Genomic DNA, 16424 nt, shown 5'->3' with positions numbered 1-16424 from the left:
TAGACCTATCGTTTTGCGACTAGCTATCCTTTTGGGTTAGCACAATCTCCTTTACTAGAAGTCACCTAAATATTACTCAATCACCAGTGAGAGTTGGTCTAGTATACATATTGTTATTATTGTCTTTTCCCATGTGGGCGCAGACTACTTTTACTAGCACCGGAGGTGGCGGTAATTGGGACGATGGCACTACCTGGGATCAGGGCGGTTCTACACCAGGTTCGACCGACAATGTGATTATTGCCACTGGTGATGTAGTGACAATGGCCAATACGGGCACAAGGAACATCACCAATCTTACACTTCAAGGCTCTGGGCAACTGGACTGGACGGCCAATAGACGATTGAATGTTAGTGGAGATCTAACCATGTCTGGCACCTCTAGCCTGACGGGGACATCTAATAACCAGCGCATCGATGTCACAGGGAACTTTGGTATTACTTCTGGAACGGCCACAATCGGAGGTATTCGATTTAACGAATTCGGCACAACTACAATTGACGGCACATTATCATTTTCAAGCGCTACAGGAACTAAAACCTTTACCAATATTACTGTTAACTCAGGGGGCACCTGGGACAATGGTAATGTCACAGAGGTATTCAATATAGACGGAAGTATTGTTCATAATGGGGATACTTGGAATGGTTGTTCAAATACAACTGGCTGTCGATATACCTTCCGAACCAATGGTTCAACCATAAGCGGTTCCGATACGGTTTATATTACTGATATCCGTGTAAATAATGGTGTTACGCTAACCAATAATGGCTTACTAGTGGTTACCGATAATATTGATGGGGCTACTGCACCAATAACTGGAGTATTTGTAAATGGAAGTACTGGCGTGCTCAACCTAAGAGATAATGGAGCTTATTCAGAATTGACCTTTACACTCAATACAGTTGGGAACACCGTTATTTACGATGGTACAGGAAATGAAAACATTACGCTCGGACCCTTCTACAATCTAACAGTAAATAAACCTAATGCTACTACTCGGGTGGATGTAAACCTTGCTGATGCTACCGTAAACAATAATCTTACGTTGACAAGAGGAAGAATGCGTCTGCAATCGGCCAATACGCTTACTGTTTCAGGTAATTTGACCATTACGGCAGACAGTGAATTAGAGCCTAACAATGTCGGTGCTGTCGCCAATATTTCTGGTGATATTATTATGACTGGTGGACTTTATGACCACAATAATGGCGATGTAAATATTACAGATGATTTCTTGATCTCAGGAGGTACTGTTACATATACTGGGACCTCTACTCTGGACGCAGATCAGATTATAATTGAAAATGCTACAATGACTTTGGCCGGTGGCACGGTGAATGCCACCAATGCCGGCTCTGATGGAATCACACTGAATGCAGCTGGGGTTTTAATACACAATGCAGCAACCCTCAATGTCACCAACGATTTGAATATTGCAAATGCGACTGCTGAATATTCTCCAAACAATGTGTCTGCTGTTGCTAATATTAGCGGTGACTTATTGATGTCCGCTGGACTTTATGATCACAATAATGGTGATGTGAATATTTCTCGAGATATGACCTTCACGGGTGGTACCATGACTTTGAATGAAACGACAAATCCTTCGACCGTAGATGCCACAGATATGACCGTTACTAATACAACAGTAACACTACCTGAAGGTACCTTAACCCTTTCTAATCCCAGTGGTGGGCTAACGATTAACACAGGATCGATAGTATCGGTCACGACTACCTCCACATTGGAGGTGACTAATAACATTTCTATTAGTGGTGGCGAACTTACCTCAAATGCGACCGGTGCCACTACTAATGTGGGTGGAGATATAGTCATTAGTTCAGGAGAGTACGATCACAATAATGGAGATGTCAATGTGACCGGAGATATATTGATTTCTGGTACGGGCCTTATGAATATGGGGGGCGAGACAAGTACGGTTGATGCCACGGACCTTACCATGACCGCAGGTACAGCAAACCTTGCAGATGGAACCCTGACACTTTCGAATGCCACGGGAGGAATGACCATTAGCGGGGGGGTAGTCAATATTAATGGTGATCACCTTCTATCCATTACTAATGACATCACAATTTCAGGAACTGGAGAATTTCAGCCTAATAATAGCGAGGCCGTTATCAATGTTGGAGCCGATCTGACAATGTCCAATGGCACTTTCGATCATAATGATGGAGATCTGAATATCACAGGGGATATTATTATCACAGGCGGTACCATGACAATGAATGAGGCTACAACTCCGGTAAATCCATCTACTATTGATGCCACTGATATGTCAGTTGCTACTGGCTCGGTAACACTTTCTGAAGGGACACTTACCTTGTCCAATGCCACTGGAGGATTGACGGTTTCAAGCGGATCGTTTAATAAAAACAATGCGGCCAATACGCTGTCAATTGCAGGAGACTACGATATCAGTGGTGGTACAAACGATATCAATTCGGGAATAATCAGTTTTGTGAATATGGATATTACTGGAGGAGGTACAATTAATGTTGCTAGCCCGACAATCACCTCAACAGGCATTATAACAGTAACCAACGGTACATATACAAGTGATGGTAATGGAGGAACATACAGTTACAACAATATTTCAGTAGGTGCTAGCGGGTCTTGGGTGGCTACTTCACCTTACGATCCGACTATCAATGGTAACTTGGCAAATGATGGTACTTTCACTGGTTGTAGTACAACAAATGGTTGTAATTACACATTGACTAGTGCAACAGGAACTATATCTGGCTCATCGATCATGACTTCTATGTCAGATTTTATTATAAATGATGGAGCTAGTTATACCAACACCAACACAGGTGGTCTGAATATTACAGACAGACTTGCCACTACTTCTGGTACGGGTACTTTTATCAATGGATTGAATGGAGTGATGTTATATGGTGGTTCAACGGGTAACTTCTCTATCACCAATTTTACTGCTTCTGCTAGCCCAAATACTGTTACTTATAATCGCACAAGTGCAAATCAATTAATTGAACCGACAACTGATGGGTTTTATCATAACCTTACGATTGATAAAGCTGACGGAGTGGATGTTACCACAAACACAGTGTTTACAATCAATGGAGTACTTACTCTGACAGCCGGGGATTTCACAATGGGTAACCAAAATTTAATTATTGCAGATGGTGCGACCATTTCTGGAGGAAGCTCAACCAGTTACATTCAGGATTCAGGAACTGGAGTTTTGAGGCAATTATATTCTTCAGCAGGAGCGACATTAAGTTTTCCAATGGGTGATGCGGATGATTATTCTCCAATAAACTCATTTACGATTAGTTCAGCCACTTTTGGAGGTAGCCCATTTTTGGACTTCTCAATTACTGATGCTGACCACCCAAGTAGAGATACGGACAATACTGGTGCTGGTGGTGATGATGATGGTACGGCTGCTGTTGCGTTTATCAGTAGGTTCTGGACAGTCAGCCCTAGTGATATCTCTGGCCCACGTTTCAATGCTTCTTATACTTATGTAGATGCTGATGTAACGGGAACCGAAGCGAGCATGGTAGGCACCGTATATCGAACGCCTCCGGGAGAAGCATTTTTAGACTGGCATGTTGCAGGTACGGTCAATCCGGTTACCAATACAGTTTCAATTACCAATGTAGATGCTTTCGGAGATCTATATGCTATGGATAACACAACTGACAGGCTCCCAATCGTATTGCTTAGCTTCGATGTGCGTTTGACAGAGTCTACTGTGGAATTGGAGTGGGTGACTTCTTCAGAAGAGAATAATGACTTTTATACTATTGAGAGATCTATTGACGGGATTAATTTTTCACCGGTGCTTACTCTGGCAGGCGCTGGTAACTCAGAAGAGTTGATCACCTATAATGCTACAGATAGAAGTCCATTGCGAGGCAGGTCATTCTATAGGTTAAAACAAACGGATTTTAATGGGCAGTTTGAGTATTCTGAGATTAGGTCGGTTTTTTATGATGGAAGTACTCAGCCCTTCGAGATTAATGTATACCCAAACCCAGTGATTGTTAATTCAAATTTGACAATTAAGCTGCCATCAGTTTATGTGACGGAATACCTTCAATTGCAACTAATCGATCAATTTGGTAGAGAAGCTAATGTTGATCATAGACTTGTTCGGGATGGCTTGTCTGTCAGTACATCTGGCTTGAAGCCAGGTATATACGTTATCAGGTTGACGGATGGAAGTCGTCAAACAAGAAAAAAGGTAATTGTGAGATGAGGTCTAGTTTCCGAAGTCGGAATTACAAATTGTAATAGATTTTAGGCCATCCAAGTAAGCCTGATTTCCAGAAGTATTAATTCCAATATTCACAGCACCCAAGACTTCGTTTTCAAGAGGTCCCGAATCTTCGAAATGAACCTTTACACTTCCGTTAAAATTCAAGAAACTGGAATAATTAAGGGTCGTGTTGTCTTCCAGTGCATCGAGGATGGTAACACTTCTTCCAATGCCATTTTGTTCGGTGAGTCTTTCTAACAATAACACCACATCTCCATCATCATCTAAGCTGCCTACGTGCAAGTGGACCGGGTGATCCGCATTGGTTAAAACATTGTTCAGGCTAATCTCTATCTGTGCCTGTCCATTGCTTCTTTCACGAATTAAGAGTGTTCCTGTAGTCGTATTGCCTTGTACCGTTCCAGGAATCATTTCAAGTCTAACCTCATTACCAGTAAATTCGGAAGAGGAATCATCATTGTCGCAAGACAAAGTGATCAGCAAGGTCAGAACCAGAGATAATGAAATGGAGAACTTTTTCATTGGATTAAGTTTACGAATATGAAACGATATTTCTAACCATTTGGTGCACTTTAAACCCTGAAAAGATTTCAATGTTCAAAGTTTCAAGCAAAGCCTAAAGTCGATTTAACTCTCGACAACACCTCTCTAGCCACTACTCGTGCTTTTTTCTCGCCTTTTGTGAGTTCTTCTTCTAATAATTGTGGGTTTTCCATATAGTAGTTGTAGGTCTCCCGTTCCTTCGAAAACTTATCAAGAATGAGCTCGTAAAGGGCTTGCTTAGCGTGACCATAACCATAGTTGCCACCCAGGTAATTCTTCCTCATTTCCTCTATCTGACTGTCGTTTGCTAGCAAAGAGTACAATGAGAAGGTGATATCACTAGCAGGGTCTTTTGGGTCTTCTAAAGGAGTGCTATCTGTCACAATCTTCATGATGTTCTTTCTAAGTGGTTTATCAGCTTGAAAAATATCTATGATATTGCCATAAGACTTGCTCATTTTTTGACCATCAATACCCGGTATTGTCATGACCTCCTCGTTTATCTGGGCTTCAGGTAGAACGAATACTTCTCCATAAGAGTGATTGATACCACTCGCAATGTCTCTCGTCATTTCAAGATGTTGCCTTTGGTCTTTTCCTACGGGTACAATATTGGCATCATACAAGAGTATGTCACATGCCATTAACACGGGGTAAGTGAATAGTCCGGCATTCACATCAGACAAACGGTCTGCTTTGTCCTTAAAGCTATGCGCATTTGCGAGCATGGGGAAAGGAGTAAAACAGTTCATATACCAATTCAATTCACAGACCTCAGGCACTCTTGATTGTCTGTAAAAGGTGTTTTTTTCAGTATTGAAACCACAGGCGAGCCAGGCCGCAGCCACAGCATTGGTGTTCTCAATCCTGGTCTGTGGGTCTTTGATTGTTGTCAGGGAATGGAGATCCGCTATAAAAAAGAATGATTCGTTCTTGGGATCGTTAGATAAGTCGATGGCCGGTTTCATAGCACCAAGGATGTTTCCGAGGTGTGGTTTTCCTGAACTTTGGATACCGGTGAGTATTCTTGCCATTGGTAAAATTTTGGGCAAATTAAATAATAATGGCATGCTCAATTCAACAAATCAACGTTTAATTTTACTGATCAAATGAGGAGTATGATATTCAGGTCGCGAGTGAGCAGGTTAATCCATTTTCTATTCTTTGGGTTCTTCCTTTTTTTCTTTAATGTAAGTCATGCTCAAAACCTTGAATTTGTTGACCTGGGAGTAGTTGAGGGTGAATTTAAGCGCTATAACCGCACGCTCTCATGGACCAACATGAGTAATGACTCCATTAGAGTGAAGTTATGGAGTAGTGATGAAAGTTTGAGCTTCAAACCTTTTGAAAGACCCATCGGTTCTGGCGAGGAGATTGAAATACCCATTAGTATCACTTTACCGACCAGTGCTGGTGATATGGAATATGAGTTGCGCCTCTTGGACCAAAATGATCTGGTATTACACGGCTTTCAAATGAGCTTTAAGGTTTTGCAAAGTGAGCTGGATGTATTCAAGGCCTATAGAAATATACATTTTCCGTTTAGAGCCAAGGAGGAAGTTTTTAACCTCAAATCAGGTCAAAGGGAAGATACATTATCCGCAACTTTCGATGTCTATAACCTTGGAGGAAGCAATATAAAAGCTAATAGTCTTTCTGCCGGAGACTCCATTAAGGTGAGTTTTGCCACAACTGAAGTGACCCATAATGCATTTACGAAAATGAGAATAGACTTTGTTACAAATGATCAGAGTGCTATTGGCTTTCAAAAGCGTCAGATAAAGCTTTATAATGAAGGAAAATTGATTACTGTTCTGCCTGTGCAATACACACTAATTCCTCGCACTAATGTCAATGCGGTTGGACCGAGGTTGTCAACTAATCTAATAAATCATGATTTTAAAGTGGTGAAAGTGGGGCAAACGAAGGAAGTTACGGTTTCACTTGCCAACCGAGGAGAGCAAGCATTGATCATAGAAAAGATAGAATCTAACTGTGACTGTCTGGTCTATAATGATGTAGAGCGTATAGAAAGTGGAACCTCACAATCGTTAAGGGTGCAATTCAATGCAACGGATAGGATTGGTTTAGAACGAAAGACCCTCGCAATTTTCTCTAATGATTCTGTAAAACCAGTACTTGTTCTGACGTTTCGGGCGCACGTCAAATAATATCTTGTTCAATTGATGGGAATATGACATAGATCATGTCTATCTAACCTTCATATCTTCCGTGAATTTATTAACTTCGAATCCCCTGAAAGAAGCCAAAAATGAGTGAATTCCTTATTACCGATGATTCCGTAAGAGATCAATTCAATGTTGATAAAAAGATCACAAACGAAGATCTGGCAAAAATCAATAACAGAGAGGACCTCGAGCGTATTCTAAAGGCAAAAGGTCGCAGTTTCAACAAGGCGCTCAGTAATCTTGATTACGAACATCAATTAGAACAGCTTCAGATTGAATTAGTTAAATGGCAGCGTTGGGTGGCGGATACAGGTCAACGGGTTGCGGTTATTTTCGAGGGAAGAGATGCTGCTGGTAAGGGAGGAACAATCAAGCGTTTTGTGGAACATATGAATCCACGTTCTTTGAGAGTTGTAGCCTTGAATAAGCCGACAGATTTGGAAAGAAAACAGTGGTATTTTAGAAGGTATATTAAGGAATTGCCGAATGCCGGTGAAGTCGTTTTCTTTGACCGTAGCTGGTATAACAGGGCTGTAGTTGAGCCAGTTATGGGTTTTTGTGATGAAGACCAGTACCAACAATTCATGCGTCAAGTACCTGAGTTTGAGCACATGCTTTTTGAGGATGGAATCCACGTTATCAAGCTCTGGTTTTCCATCAATAAAGAGGAGCAAAGTAAACGCTTTGGCGATCGAAGAAATAATCCCCTCAAACAATGGAAGCTTAGCCCTGTAGATGAGAAAGGGCAGGAGATGTGGGATAGCTACACCTACTACAAAGAGCAGATGTTTGCTAGAACGCATACCAACTTTAGTCCATGGACCATATTGAAAACAAACGCCAAGAAAGAGGCTCGGTTAGAGGCTATAAGACATGTGCTTTCAAAGTTTGAATATGAAGGTAAGGCCAATGCGAATACCAATGTCTTGCCTGATCCTAATGTGGTTATGAGGTTTCACCGTTCAATTTATCACTTGATTTAAATGGAAGAGCAACCGAATTTTTCTATAAAAGACTTGAAGCTTCTTAATTCGAATTTGGGAATTAAGTTGCTGTTGCAACAAGGTGATAACATCAACCCGGATAAAGTTCTTAGAACTGTTAAGTCTGAAAAAACCTTGGAAGACCTTCAGGTGGAACTGATCAAGCTTCAGCAATGGGTAATTAAGAATAACCAAAGAGTTTGTATCCTTTTTGAGGGACGAGATGCTGCAGGCAAGGGCGGAGCTATTAGGCGAGCAACTCACCACCTAAATCCAAGGAATTATAAGGTAGTGGCTCTACCAAAACCTACCGATCAAGAACGAGGGCAATGGTATTTTCAACGGTACATCAACAAACTTCCCAACCCTGGAGAAATGGTCTTCTTCGATAGGAGTTGGTATAACCGTGCAGTTGTAGAGCCTGTGAATGGCTTTTGTACTCAGGAGGAGTATGAGAGATTTATGGCAGAGGTGAACAACTTCGAAGATATGATCACCAATGATGGCATCATCTTGATCAAGTTCTATTTCTCCATTACAAAGGAAGAACAAGAGAAGCGATTCGAAGACATTAAGAACAACCCCCTGAAACGTTGGAAGATGTCTCCTGTGGATGACAGAGCTCAAGAGTTATGGGATGTCTATACTGAGTATAAGGAGCGTATGTTCGAACATACCAATACCGAAAAAGCGCCTTGGGTAATACTTAAGGCAAATAGGAAGACTGTGGCAAGAGTCAACGTGATTCAGCATATGTTAGATGCAATTCCTTACAGCCAAGAAGAAGCCTAGTTCTTAAACCCCAGTGTTTCCGTCATTCTCATGAACTCGCTTTGAAGCTTTGCTTCAATCAGTAGCGGCTGTTTTGTGACGGGATGCTCTAGGAGTAATGACTTGGCATGGAGTAACATGGTGTTCATATTCCACTTTTCCAGAAAGAGTTTGTTCTGTTTGTTACAACCATGTGGACGATCTCCGATGATTGGATGCAGAATATGAGCAAAATGCTTCCTCAATTGATGCATTCTTCCCGTAGTGGGTTTCGCCTCCACCAACGAATACCTTGAAGTGTCGTGCTTACCGAAGGGAACATCTATTTCAGTTTTTTGTAAGGTTGAGTAGTGAGTGACTGCATCTTGTGATTTCCCTTTGTCATTGGTGAGTGCGTAGTCTATAGTTCCGGTCTCTTCTGTATAACCCCTCAAAATGGCCCAATACGTTTTCTCAATGCTATGCTCAGCAAATTGAACTTGTAGTTTGGGAAGTACTTGTTTGTCTAAAGCGAATAGAAGAACGCCTGAAGTTTTTCGATCCAACCTATGTGCGGGATAGACATGCTTGTCTAGCTGGTTTCTAAGCTCTTGAACGGCAAAAGTGTCGGTGTTTGTGGCAATGTGGGAGCGATGCACCAATAAGCCATGAGGCTTATTTATAGCAACCAAATAGTCGTCTTGATAGAGAATCTCTAACATCGGTCGCTATTGCTCAATCACTTCTTTGACACGACCGATTTGCCCATCCTCTAAACGCACTTTGATACCATGGGTATGCTTGGGAGCACTTGTGAGAATATCTTTGACAAAACCATGAGTGAGCGTTCCGCTGCGCTGATCTTTCTTGAGCACAATGTTGACTTCGCTACCAATTTGGATGTTTTCTCTCAGTTGACCATTCATTTGGCAAAGCTAAAAAGAATAGGAGTTGATTTAACTTTTGTCTGAGTAATAATGGATGAATTTGCTAACAAAGCCCTGCCTCAATCAGAGTCTTCTGCAAGAGACTCGGATTATAAAGTATAGAGTCCCTTCGGCTACGCTCATGGTAAGAAGGGGGCTGGTTAAACTTCTTCTAAAACAGATGTGCCTTTGGACAGGTCACCAGAAGTCCATTGCCAAGATTCATGGAGTCTGATCTTTCCATCTTCCATGACTTTGCCTCAATCAGAGTCTTCTGCAAGAGACTCTGATTATAAAATTGAAATTAATAAGATGCTGAACCAAGTTCAGCATGACGAAGAAATAGAGAACGTCACCCAGAACTTGTTTCAGGGTCTCTAGTTCACTATTAACGTTATCTCCCTCAATCAGAGTCTTCTGAAAGAGACTCTGATGATAAAGTAGAGTCCCTTCGGCTGCGCTCAGGGTGAGAATAGGGAGTGCTTGAGCTTTGCGATTTTACAATAAAACATGTCACTTTCATCACTCTCTCTTAATCAGAGTCTTCTGCAAGAGACTCTGATTATAAAATATAGAGTCCCTTCGACTACGCTCAGGGTAAAAAAGTGTAGGTTATACCTCTTCTAAAACAGATGTGCCTTTGGACAAGTTACCAGAAGTCCATTGCCAAGATTCATGGAGTCTGATTTTGCCGGTTTCCATCAGGTGAGGAGTGGAGGTACAGATACCCGTCATAAGTTGGCCTTTGGAATCGACTTGATGATACCGCATATCGATCACTCCATTTGAGTCTACCAGTCCAATGAGATGTCCTTTAATGATGTCACCCCCAGAGTAATTGCAGGAAAGCACATTCCCTTCTTGGTGATAATGAAAAACCAGGCCTTCAGCGACCTGACCATTCTCAGAGTTCTGAATGGCCCGGAAACGCTTGTTATTATAATCGATCAACGCTTATAGGTTTTTAACTTCGCTAATCAGCTTTTCCAATGAGTCCTTAGCATCACCAAAAAGCATTCGGTTTTTATCATGAAAGAAGAGCTCGTTCTCGATACCTGCATAACCTTTGCCCATCGATCGTTTCATTACAATGATGTTCTTGGCTTTGATTACGTCAATGATCGGCATACCGTAGATTGGACTTGAAGGGTCGTTTTCGGCTGCAGGGTTTACCACATCATTCGCTCCAATGACTAAAACTACATCCGTATTGTCCATGTCATCATTGGCATCTTCCATCTCCATCAACTTAGGGTATGGTACATCTGCTTCGGCTAGAAGGACATTCATATGGCCTGGCATCCTGCCTGCTACAGGGTGGATTGCATAGTTCATTTCTACCCCTTTGTCATCCAGAATTTTTTCTAGGTTATGTACTGTGTGCTGTGCTTGAGCGACAGCTAAGCCATAGCCAGGTACAACAGATACTTTATTCGCATAAGCGAGTAAAATAGCTGCATCTGTTACGGATATTTCTTTGACAGTTCCCTGTTCTCCTGATTGTCCTGAAGCTCCAGCACCGCCACCACCGAATGATCCTATCAGTACATTGGTGAGCGAACGATTCATAGCTGTGCACATCAACACTGTCAAGATTGTACCGGCAGAACCTACTAAGATACCACCGGTGAGCATTGCCTGATTACCATAGAGGAAGCCACCCAGAGCGGCTGCCATACCAGTAAAGCTATTTAACAATGAAATCACCACAGGCATATCAGCACCTCCGATTGGCATTACGAAGAGCACTCCATAGAGAAGTGAAACACCTAACAGAATATAGATGTATAGAGCTTCCTGAGTATCGGCCATGGCAATGAATACTCCAAGGCCTATCATTACTAATAACAGCACGATATTGATGACTTGACCAGCAGGGAGTGCTTTGTCACCAATTTTTCCTTCGAGTTTACCATAAGCAATGATACTTCCTGAGAAAGAAACTCCACCAATGATAAGACCTAGTATAATAACGATCAGCATGCTCATTTCGACTTTGCCAGTATGAAGCAGGTGGTCAAATTCTACCAACGAAATGACAGCGGCACAAGCACCTCCCATACCATTGAAGAATGATACCATTTGAGGCATTGCCGTCATTTTTACTTTCAAGGCCATGCGCGTTCCGATGACTGTTCCTACAATCAATCCAGCTAATATCAATGCATAGTTCAACCATTTATCAGCTGTCAATTCTTCTTTAAAAAGAATGGTGGCTAAAATGGCAATACCCATACCGTAGGCTGCTATCAGGTTTCCTTTCCTTGCTTTATCTGGACTACTGAGCATTTTAAGGCCCATGATAAAGGTGATTGAAGCTGCGATATAGCAGAGTTCGAGAATGCTGAGTCCTAGTAATTCCATCATGCTACTTCTCCTTTTTCTTAAACATCTCTAACATTCGATTGGTGACCACAAATCCACCAACCACATTGAGGGTGCCCAAGACTACGGCAAAGAATCCTAAAATCAGTGCAAAGTAGTTGTCTGGAGAGGCCTCGAGCATGATGATAATGCTACCGATGATGACCACACCATGAATGGCATTGGCGCCCGACATTAAAGGCGTATGCAATACGGCAGGTACATTTGATATTACCTCGATTCCTAAAAAAATGGATACGATAATTAGAAAAATGAATTCCCTGTTTTCGTAAAACAGTGATAGAAGGTCTTGCATGAATTAGGCTGTTTCGGTTTGGAAAAGAATATTTTTGACGCGTTCGCTCATAATATTTCCATCGTGAGTTACGCAGGTATTGGCAATGATGTCATCTTCCCAATTTAGGTTTAGACCTCCCTCAGCATCGATCATTAGCTTTAAAAGGTTGACAATGTTCTTGCCGAACATTTTGCTAGCGTCCATTGGCATGGAGGAGGGAAGGTTAGAGTTACCGATAATGGTTACTTCATGCTTCTGAACGGTCTGGTCATTTTCAGTCAATTGGCAATTACCACCTGTCGAGGCTGCTAGATCGACAATAACGCTACCAGGCTGCATATTGGCAACGGTATCGGCAAGGATAAGTGTAGGTGCTTTTCTACCCGGTATTTGGGCTGTGCTAATAATGATATTGGCTTTCTTAGCGTGATCTTGGATGAGTGCCTGTTGCTTGGCTTTGTATTCATCGGTTTGTTCCACCGCGTAACCGCCAGCAGCAGCATCGTCTTTGGCACCCTCAACTTTTACAAATTTGGCACCTAAACTTTTTACCTCTTCTTCAGCTGCGGCTCTCACATCGAATGCTTCTACTACAGCTCCAAGTCTACGAGCGGTGGCAATAGCCTGGAGGCCTGCGACTCCGGCCCCAAGCACCAATACTTTAGAGGGAATAATGCTCCCTGCAGCTGTCATAAACATAGGGAAGAAGCGAGGTGCAGTTGCAGCAGCTTGTAAAACCGCTTTATATCCTGCCACTGTAGCCATAGAAGAAAGCACATCCATGGATTGTGCTCTTGTTGTTCTGGGTACATTGTCAAGGCTGAAGCTCGTAAGCTTTAAGGACTGTAGTTTCTCAACCAGCGACTTATTGGAAAGTGGTTGAAAGATGCACAATAAGGTTTGCCCTTCGTTTAACTGATCAATTTCATTATCACTAGGAGGGTTGATGCCGATAATCATATCAGCCGATAGTACATCTTCCCGAGTTGTAGATGTGGCTCCTATATTTTGGTAATCTTCATCAGAACTGAATGCAGAAGCTCCAGCACTTTTTTCGACTAGGACGGTGACTTTTGAATCGATTAATGTTTTTACGCTTTCAGGAAGTAATGCTACCCGATGCTCTCCTTCGGGTTCTTTTAAGAGACCTATGGTCATAGATAGTAAGTTTTAGTCTTACTAAGATATTGATTCTGAGCAGTTAAAAAAGTGACGGCTATTAGATTCCTTAAACGGAAGACTTTGCTAAGAGACAAAAGGGCATAAAAAAGCCCTAAATAAAATTCAGGGCTTGGTGGTATATATTCGTTTGCTGTTTATGCAACCTTTACATCCACAGCATTTAAGCCTTTTCTACCTTCTTTGAGATCAAAAGTTACGCTGTCGCCTTCACGAACTTCATCGATAAGACCTGACACGTGTACAAAGTACTCTTTGTTGTCTTCGCTATCTGTGATAAAACCGAAGCCTTTTGAATCATTGAAAAATTTTACTGTTCCTTCTTTCATTTTGTTATTCATTAATAATCGCGCAAGCTAGAGATTAAATTCCTGATAACCTGCACATTTCGCAATAAGGTTAGCTACTTGCTAACCACCTTGATAACGGGTGGAAGTAATTATGGTTCAATATTTTACAGGATAAATTGATAAATCGATGACTTTTCTTCGGTCACTTTGATTGCAATAACTAAGCACTATATTTATCTATAGAATAGGTATTGATTGATAAATCATCTCTCAATGCGTTTAAAGACACTTTATGAAGCGAATCAAGTTTCCATCCCCATTCACAGTTTTATACATTATCATTATTCTTAGCGCTCTGGCAACATGGCTTCTACCTGCAGGTAGTTTTGACACTTTGGCCTATGATAATGACAAAAAAATATTTTTAGTAAATGGGTCAAATGAGGTAGAATTGCCAGCGAATCAAGAGGTTTTAGACAGTTTGGGCCTCAATATGGAACTCTCCAAGTTCGAAGAGGGGAAGATTCGAAGACCAATTTCAATTCCAAACACCTATAATGAGCAGGACTCTGCACCACAAGGATTAAGAGAAATCTTGTATGCACCGATTAAGGGAATCTATCAGTCAATTGATATTATTCTGTTTGTTCTGATTATTGGCGGCTTCATTGGAGTATTCCAACACTCGGGTGCGCTGGATAAAGGAGTTGGTTTATTGGCAAAGCGCATGGAGGGTAGGGAGAAGTGGCTTATAATCTCACTAATACTATTGATCGCGATTGGTGGAACTACCTTTGGTATGCAAGAGGAAACTATCGCTTTTTACCCCATTCTTGTTCCTATTTTCTTGGCAGCAGGCTATGACTTAATTGTCCCTGTTGCGGCCGTCTATGGTGGTTCCTGTATCGGGCTGATGGGTGCTCTGATCAATCCATTTGGAACTATAATCGCTTCTGATGCTGCCGGTGTTAGCTGGACTGAGGGGATTGAGAGTCGAATTGCAATGCTCGTGCTCGGGTCTATCGTCTTAATATGGTACATAGTTCGGTATGCCGAACGCGTGAAACTAAATCCAGAAACATCTATTCTCTATGGCCTAGGGGTAAAGAATCCTTTTGAAGGTAAACAGAAGTCGGTAGAAGCGGGCAGTATGACTACCGGTACATGGGTGCTCTTGGCTTTGTTCGCCATGACCTTTCTGGTGATGATCTATGGCGTATCTACATTGGGTTGGTGGTTCGAAGAAATGACCGCATTGTTTTTGTTGGCGGCCATCATCCTAGGGGTAGTTCAACGAACTACAGAAAGTGATTTTGTAGCAGCCTTTGTGAGTGGTGCAAAAGATTTGCTAGGGGTGTCCTTGATTATTGGCGTGGCAAGAGGGATCACGATCGTATTGAACGAGGGTCTTATATCGGGAACCTTGCTCAATGAAGCATCAAGCCTGGTATCAGGAACTTCGCCCTTGATTTTTCTACCAGTATTGATGATCGTGTTTTTTGTTCTGGCCTTCTTTATCAGTTCATCCTCTGGTTTGGCACTTGTGAGTATGCCGATTATGGGAGCACTTGGAGTAGTTGTGGGTGTACCAACAGAGGAGATTGTCAACGCCTATCTCTTCGGCTTTGGCTTAATGCAATTTATTACCCCCTCCGGTCTAATTCTGCCATCTTTGGCCATGGTCAATGTGCCTTACAATATCTGGCTAAAGTTTGTATTCAAACTGCTGATTCCGTTGGCAGTTTTAGGAGCAGTAATATTGATTGTAGGGTATTTGTTTTAGTCCCTTCGGCTATGCTCAGGGTAGAAAGGGTATTTGGTGATTCTTTGACTCTGCGACATCTGTGTCTTCCCCAAGTGAACGCTTGTTGTTATGACAGATTAAGAGCCTTAAGACGTCTATAGAATAGGGCAGATTAAATATGGATTCTACTTACAATCTAAGCGAGCGTCCATTTTTCTTCATTCTTAGATCTAGCAATGTGCCTAAACCTATCAAGGTAATCGCTAAAGCGGCAATTCCAATTCTAGTATTTAAATCAAAGTGATCATTTACTATAAAACCACTTGCGAAAGGTATAGCAAACATTAGCGTAATGGCAGTATAGAATCGATGAGGAACATATCTGAGTTTAGTTTTTAAGTACCTTTTGAATTTTATCAATTTTTCATCAAATAATTCGTTGCTGTGAGAGGGGATTTTATCGAGTTCTAAAAACACAATATATGCCTCAATCTCTCCCTGCTTTTCTTTACTTAGTTCCTTTGATTTTAAGTCGACAAGAATAGTAATAAACCTTTTCAGGGTACGCTGTTCAGATTTGACGTGTGTTTTAGATAGTTGCCTTTTCAAGTAGACAATCGTTCCCTTTAGGTCACTGGTTGGGGTAGCAGTGTCAGTACCTACAAGCTCGTGCATTTCGACATCAAGTGCTGTGGATATCCTCTTTATAGTCTCACCAGTGGGTATTGATTCTTCATTCTCTATTCTCTGAATAGTTCTTAGGCTGACTTGTGATTCTTCAGCGAGAAACTCTTGTGACATTCCTCTAAGAACTCTGAATTCTCTTAATCTCTTTGCTAAAGTATTGGTGTTCATATCAATTGTAGTTATCGTCTAGAGCAAAA

General features: G+C 41.7%; 15 protein-coding genes. 5 read left to right on the top strand and 10 right to left on the bottom strand.

Annotated elements, in window-relative coordinates; translation table 11 throughout:
* The first annotated feature begins 131 nt into the window (after window positions 1–131).
* Entirely contained in the window at window positions 132–4253 is a 4122-nt protein-coding gene (locus J4E76_RS04080; protein ID WP_208501445.1) for a T9SS type A sorting domain-containing protein, read from the top strand.
* 3 nt (window positions 4254–4256) lie between these two features.
* On the opposite strand, the gene J4E76_RS04075 is transcribed toward J4E76_RS04080, so the two are convergent.
* Both J4E76_RS04075 and trpS read right to left on the bottom strand, forming a co-directional pair.
* A complete protein-coding gene (locus J4E76_RS04075) occupies window positions 4257–4796 on the bottom strand; it encodes a hypothetical protein (protein WP_208501444.1) in 540 nt (179 codons plus the stop codon).
* Window positions 4797–4879: 83 nt separating this feature from the next.
* Window positions 4880–5851 carry a tryptophan--tRNA ligase gene (gene trpS / locus J4E76_RS04070; protein ID WP_208501442.1) on the bottom strand — a complete coding sequence of 324 codons (972 nt, stop codon included), beginning with the start codon at window positions 5849–5851 and terminating at the stop codon, window positions 4880–4882.
* Window positions 5852–5935: 84 nt separating this feature from the next.
* On the opposite strand from trpS, the gene J4E76_RS04065 reads away from it, so the two are divergent.
* The 3 genes from J4E76_RS04065 to ppk2 (J4E76_RS04055) all read left to right on the top strand — a co-directional run bounded on the left by J4E76_RS04065 (window position 5936) and on the right by ppk2 (J4E76_RS04055) (window position 8781).
* Complete coding sequence (locus J4E76_RS04065; protein WP_208501440.1) at window positions 5936–6988, top strand: DUF1573 domain-containing protein; 1053 nt, start codon at window positions 5936–5938, stop codon at window positions 6986–6988.
* Window positions 6989–7089: 101 nt separating this feature from the next.
* Window positions 7090–7989 carry a polyphosphate kinase 2 gene (gene ppk2 / locus J4E76_RS04060; RefSeq protein WP_208501439.1) on the top strand — a complete coding sequence of 300 codons (900 nt, stop codon included), beginning with the start codon at window positions 7090–7092 and terminating at the stop codon, window positions 7987–7989.
* Window positions 7990–8781 (top strand): polyphosphate kinase 2, encoded by a 792-nt coding sequence (gene ppk2 / locus J4E76_RS04055; protein WP_208501437.1) that lies wholly within the window; start codon window positions 7990–7992, stop codon window positions 8779–8781.
* On the opposite strand, the gene J4E76_RS04050 is transcribed toward ppk2 (J4E76_RS04055), so the two are convergent.
* The 7 genes from J4E76_RS04050 to J4E76_RS04015 all read right to left on the bottom strand — a co-directional run bounded on the left by J4E76_RS04050 (window position 8778) and on the right by J4E76_RS04015 (window position 13835).
* Window positions 8778–9461, bottom strand: a complete 684-nt coding sequence (locus J4E76_RS04050; RefSeq protein ID WP_208501435.1) for a pseudouridine synthase — start codon at window positions 9459–9461, stop codon at window positions 8778–8780. The genes ppk2 (J4E76_RS04055) and J4E76_RS04050 overlap by 4 nt on opposite strands.
* Window positions 9462–9467: 6 nt before the next feature.
* The gene (locus J4E76_RS04045; protein ID WP_208501433.1) at window positions 9468–9665 is read right to left on the bottom strand and encodes a YwbE family protein; all 198 of its coding nucleotides are present in this window, start codon (window positions 9663–9665) and stop codon (window positions 9468–9470) included.
* Window positions 9666–10277: 612 nt separating this feature from the next.
* Entirely contained in the window at window positions 10278–10616 is a 339-nt protein-coding gene (locus J4E76_RS04035; RefSeq protein ID WP_208501431.1) for a n-acetylglutamate synthase, read from the bottom strand.
* 3 nt (window positions 10617–10619) lie between these two features.
* On the bottom strand, window positions 10620–12029 hold the full coding sequence (locus tag J4E76_RS04030) for an NAD(P)(+) transhydrogenase (Re/Si-specific) subunit beta (protein ID WP_208502708.1): 1410 nt from the start codon (window positions 12027–12029) through the stop codon (window positions 10620–10622).
* 4 nt (window positions 12030–12033) lie between these two features.
* On the bottom strand, window positions 12034–12345 hold the full coding sequence (locus J4E76_RS04025) for an NAD(P) transhydrogenase subunit alpha (protein ID WP_208501429.1): 312 nt from the start codon (window positions 12343–12345) through the stop codon (window positions 12034–12036).
* Window positions 12346–12348: 3 nt separating this feature from the next.
* Window positions 12349–13485: a Re/Si-specific NAD(P)(+) transhydrogenase subunit alpha gene (locus J4E76_RS04020; RefSeq protein WP_208501427.1), complete on the bottom strand. Its 1137-nt coding sequence runs from the start codon at window positions 13483–13485 to the stop codon at window positions 12349–12351.
* Between the two features lie 158 nt (window positions 13486–13643).
* The gene (locus J4E76_RS04015; RefSeq protein ID WP_208501425.1) at window positions 13644–13835 is read right to left on the bottom strand and encodes a cold-shock protein; all 192 of its coding nucleotides are present in this window, start codon (window positions 13833–13835) and stop codon (window positions 13644–13646) included.
* Window positions 13836–14088: 253 nt separating this feature from the next.
* On the opposite strand from J4E76_RS04015, the gene J4E76_RS04010 reads away from it, so the two are divergent.
* Window positions 14089–15579, top strand: a complete 1491-nt coding sequence (locus J4E76_RS04010) for a YfcC family protein (protein WP_208501423.1) — start codon at window positions 14089–14091, stop codon at window positions 15577–15579.
* A gap of 150 nt (window positions 15580–15729) precedes the next feature.
* Here J4E76_RS04010 and J4E76_RS04005 read toward each other — a convergent pair whose 3' ends face one another.
* Window positions 15730–16395, bottom strand: a complete 666-nt coding sequence (locus tag J4E76_RS04005; RefSeq protein ID WP_208501421.1) for a helix-turn-helix domain-containing protein — start codon at window positions 16393–16395, stop codon at window positions 15730–15732.
* Window positions 16396–16424: the final 29 nt, after the last annotated feature.

Origin of the sequence: Roseivirga sp. E12 (assembly GCF_017592825.1) — a bacterium.
GTDB lineage: Bacteria > Bacteroidota > Bacteroidia > Cytophagales > Cyclobacteriaceae > Roseivirga.
Note: the sequence above shows the minus strand (reverse complement) of the source record. Positions and strands in the feature narration are given on the sequence as shown.

Bases quoted from the DNA above. Each gene is read 5' to 3' on its own strand.
- ppk2 (WP_208501437.1), top strand. From the start codon at position 7,990: ATGGAAGAGCAACCGAATTTTTCTATAAAAGACTTGAAGCTTCTTAAT.
- J4E76_RS04030 (WP_208502708.1), bottom strand. From the start codon at position 12,029: ATGGAATTACTAGGACTCAGCATTCTCGAACTCTGCTATATCGCAGCT.
- J4E76_RS04065 (WP_208501440.1), top strand. From the start codon at position 5,936: ATGATATTCAGGTCGCGAGTGAGCAGGTTAATCCATTTTCTATTCTTT.
- J4E76_RS04010 (WP_208501423.1), top strand. From the start codon at position 14,089: ATGAAGCGAATCAAGTTTCCATCCCCATTCACAGTTTTATACATTATC.
- J4E76_RS04045 (WP_208501433.1), bottom strand. From the start codon at position 9,665: ATGAATGGTCAACTGAGAGAAAACATCCAAATTGGTAGCGAAGTCAAC.
- ppk2 (WP_208501439.1), top strand. From the start codon at position 7,090: ATGAGTGAATTCCTTATTACCGATGATTCCGTAAGAGATCAATTCAAT.
- J4E76_RS04005 (WP_208501421.1), bottom strand. From the start codon at position 16,395: ATGAACACCAATACTTTAGCAAAGAGATTAAGAGAATTCAGAGTTCTT.
- trpS (WP_208501442.1), bottom strand. From the start codon at position 5,851: ATGGCAAGAATACTCACCGGTATCCAAAGTTCAGGAAAACCACACCTC.
- J4E76_RS04020 (WP_208501427.1), bottom strand. From the start codon at position 13,485: ATGACCATAGGTCTCTTAAAAGAACCCGAAGGAGAGCATCGGGTAGCA.
- J4E76_RS04075 (WP_208501444.1), bottom strand. From the start codon at position 4,796: ATGAAAAAGTTCTCCATTTCATTATCTCTGGTTCTGACCTTGCTGATC.
- J4E76_RS04050 (WP_208501435.1), bottom strand. From the start codon at position 9,461: ATGTTAGAGATTCTCTATCAAGACGACTATTTGGTTGCTATAAATAAG.
- J4E76_RS04080 (WP_208501445.1), top strand. From the start codon at position 132: ATGTGGGCGCAGACTACTTTTACTAGCACCGGAGGTGGCGGTAATTGG.
- J4E76_RS04015 (WP_208501425.1), bottom strand. From the start codon at position 13,835: ATGAAAGAAGGAACAGTAAAATTTTTCAATGATTCAAAAGGCTTCGGT.
- J4E76_RS04025 (WP_208501429.1), bottom strand. From the start codon at position 12,345: ATGCAAGACCTTCTATCACTGTTTTACGAAAACAGGGAATTCATTTTT.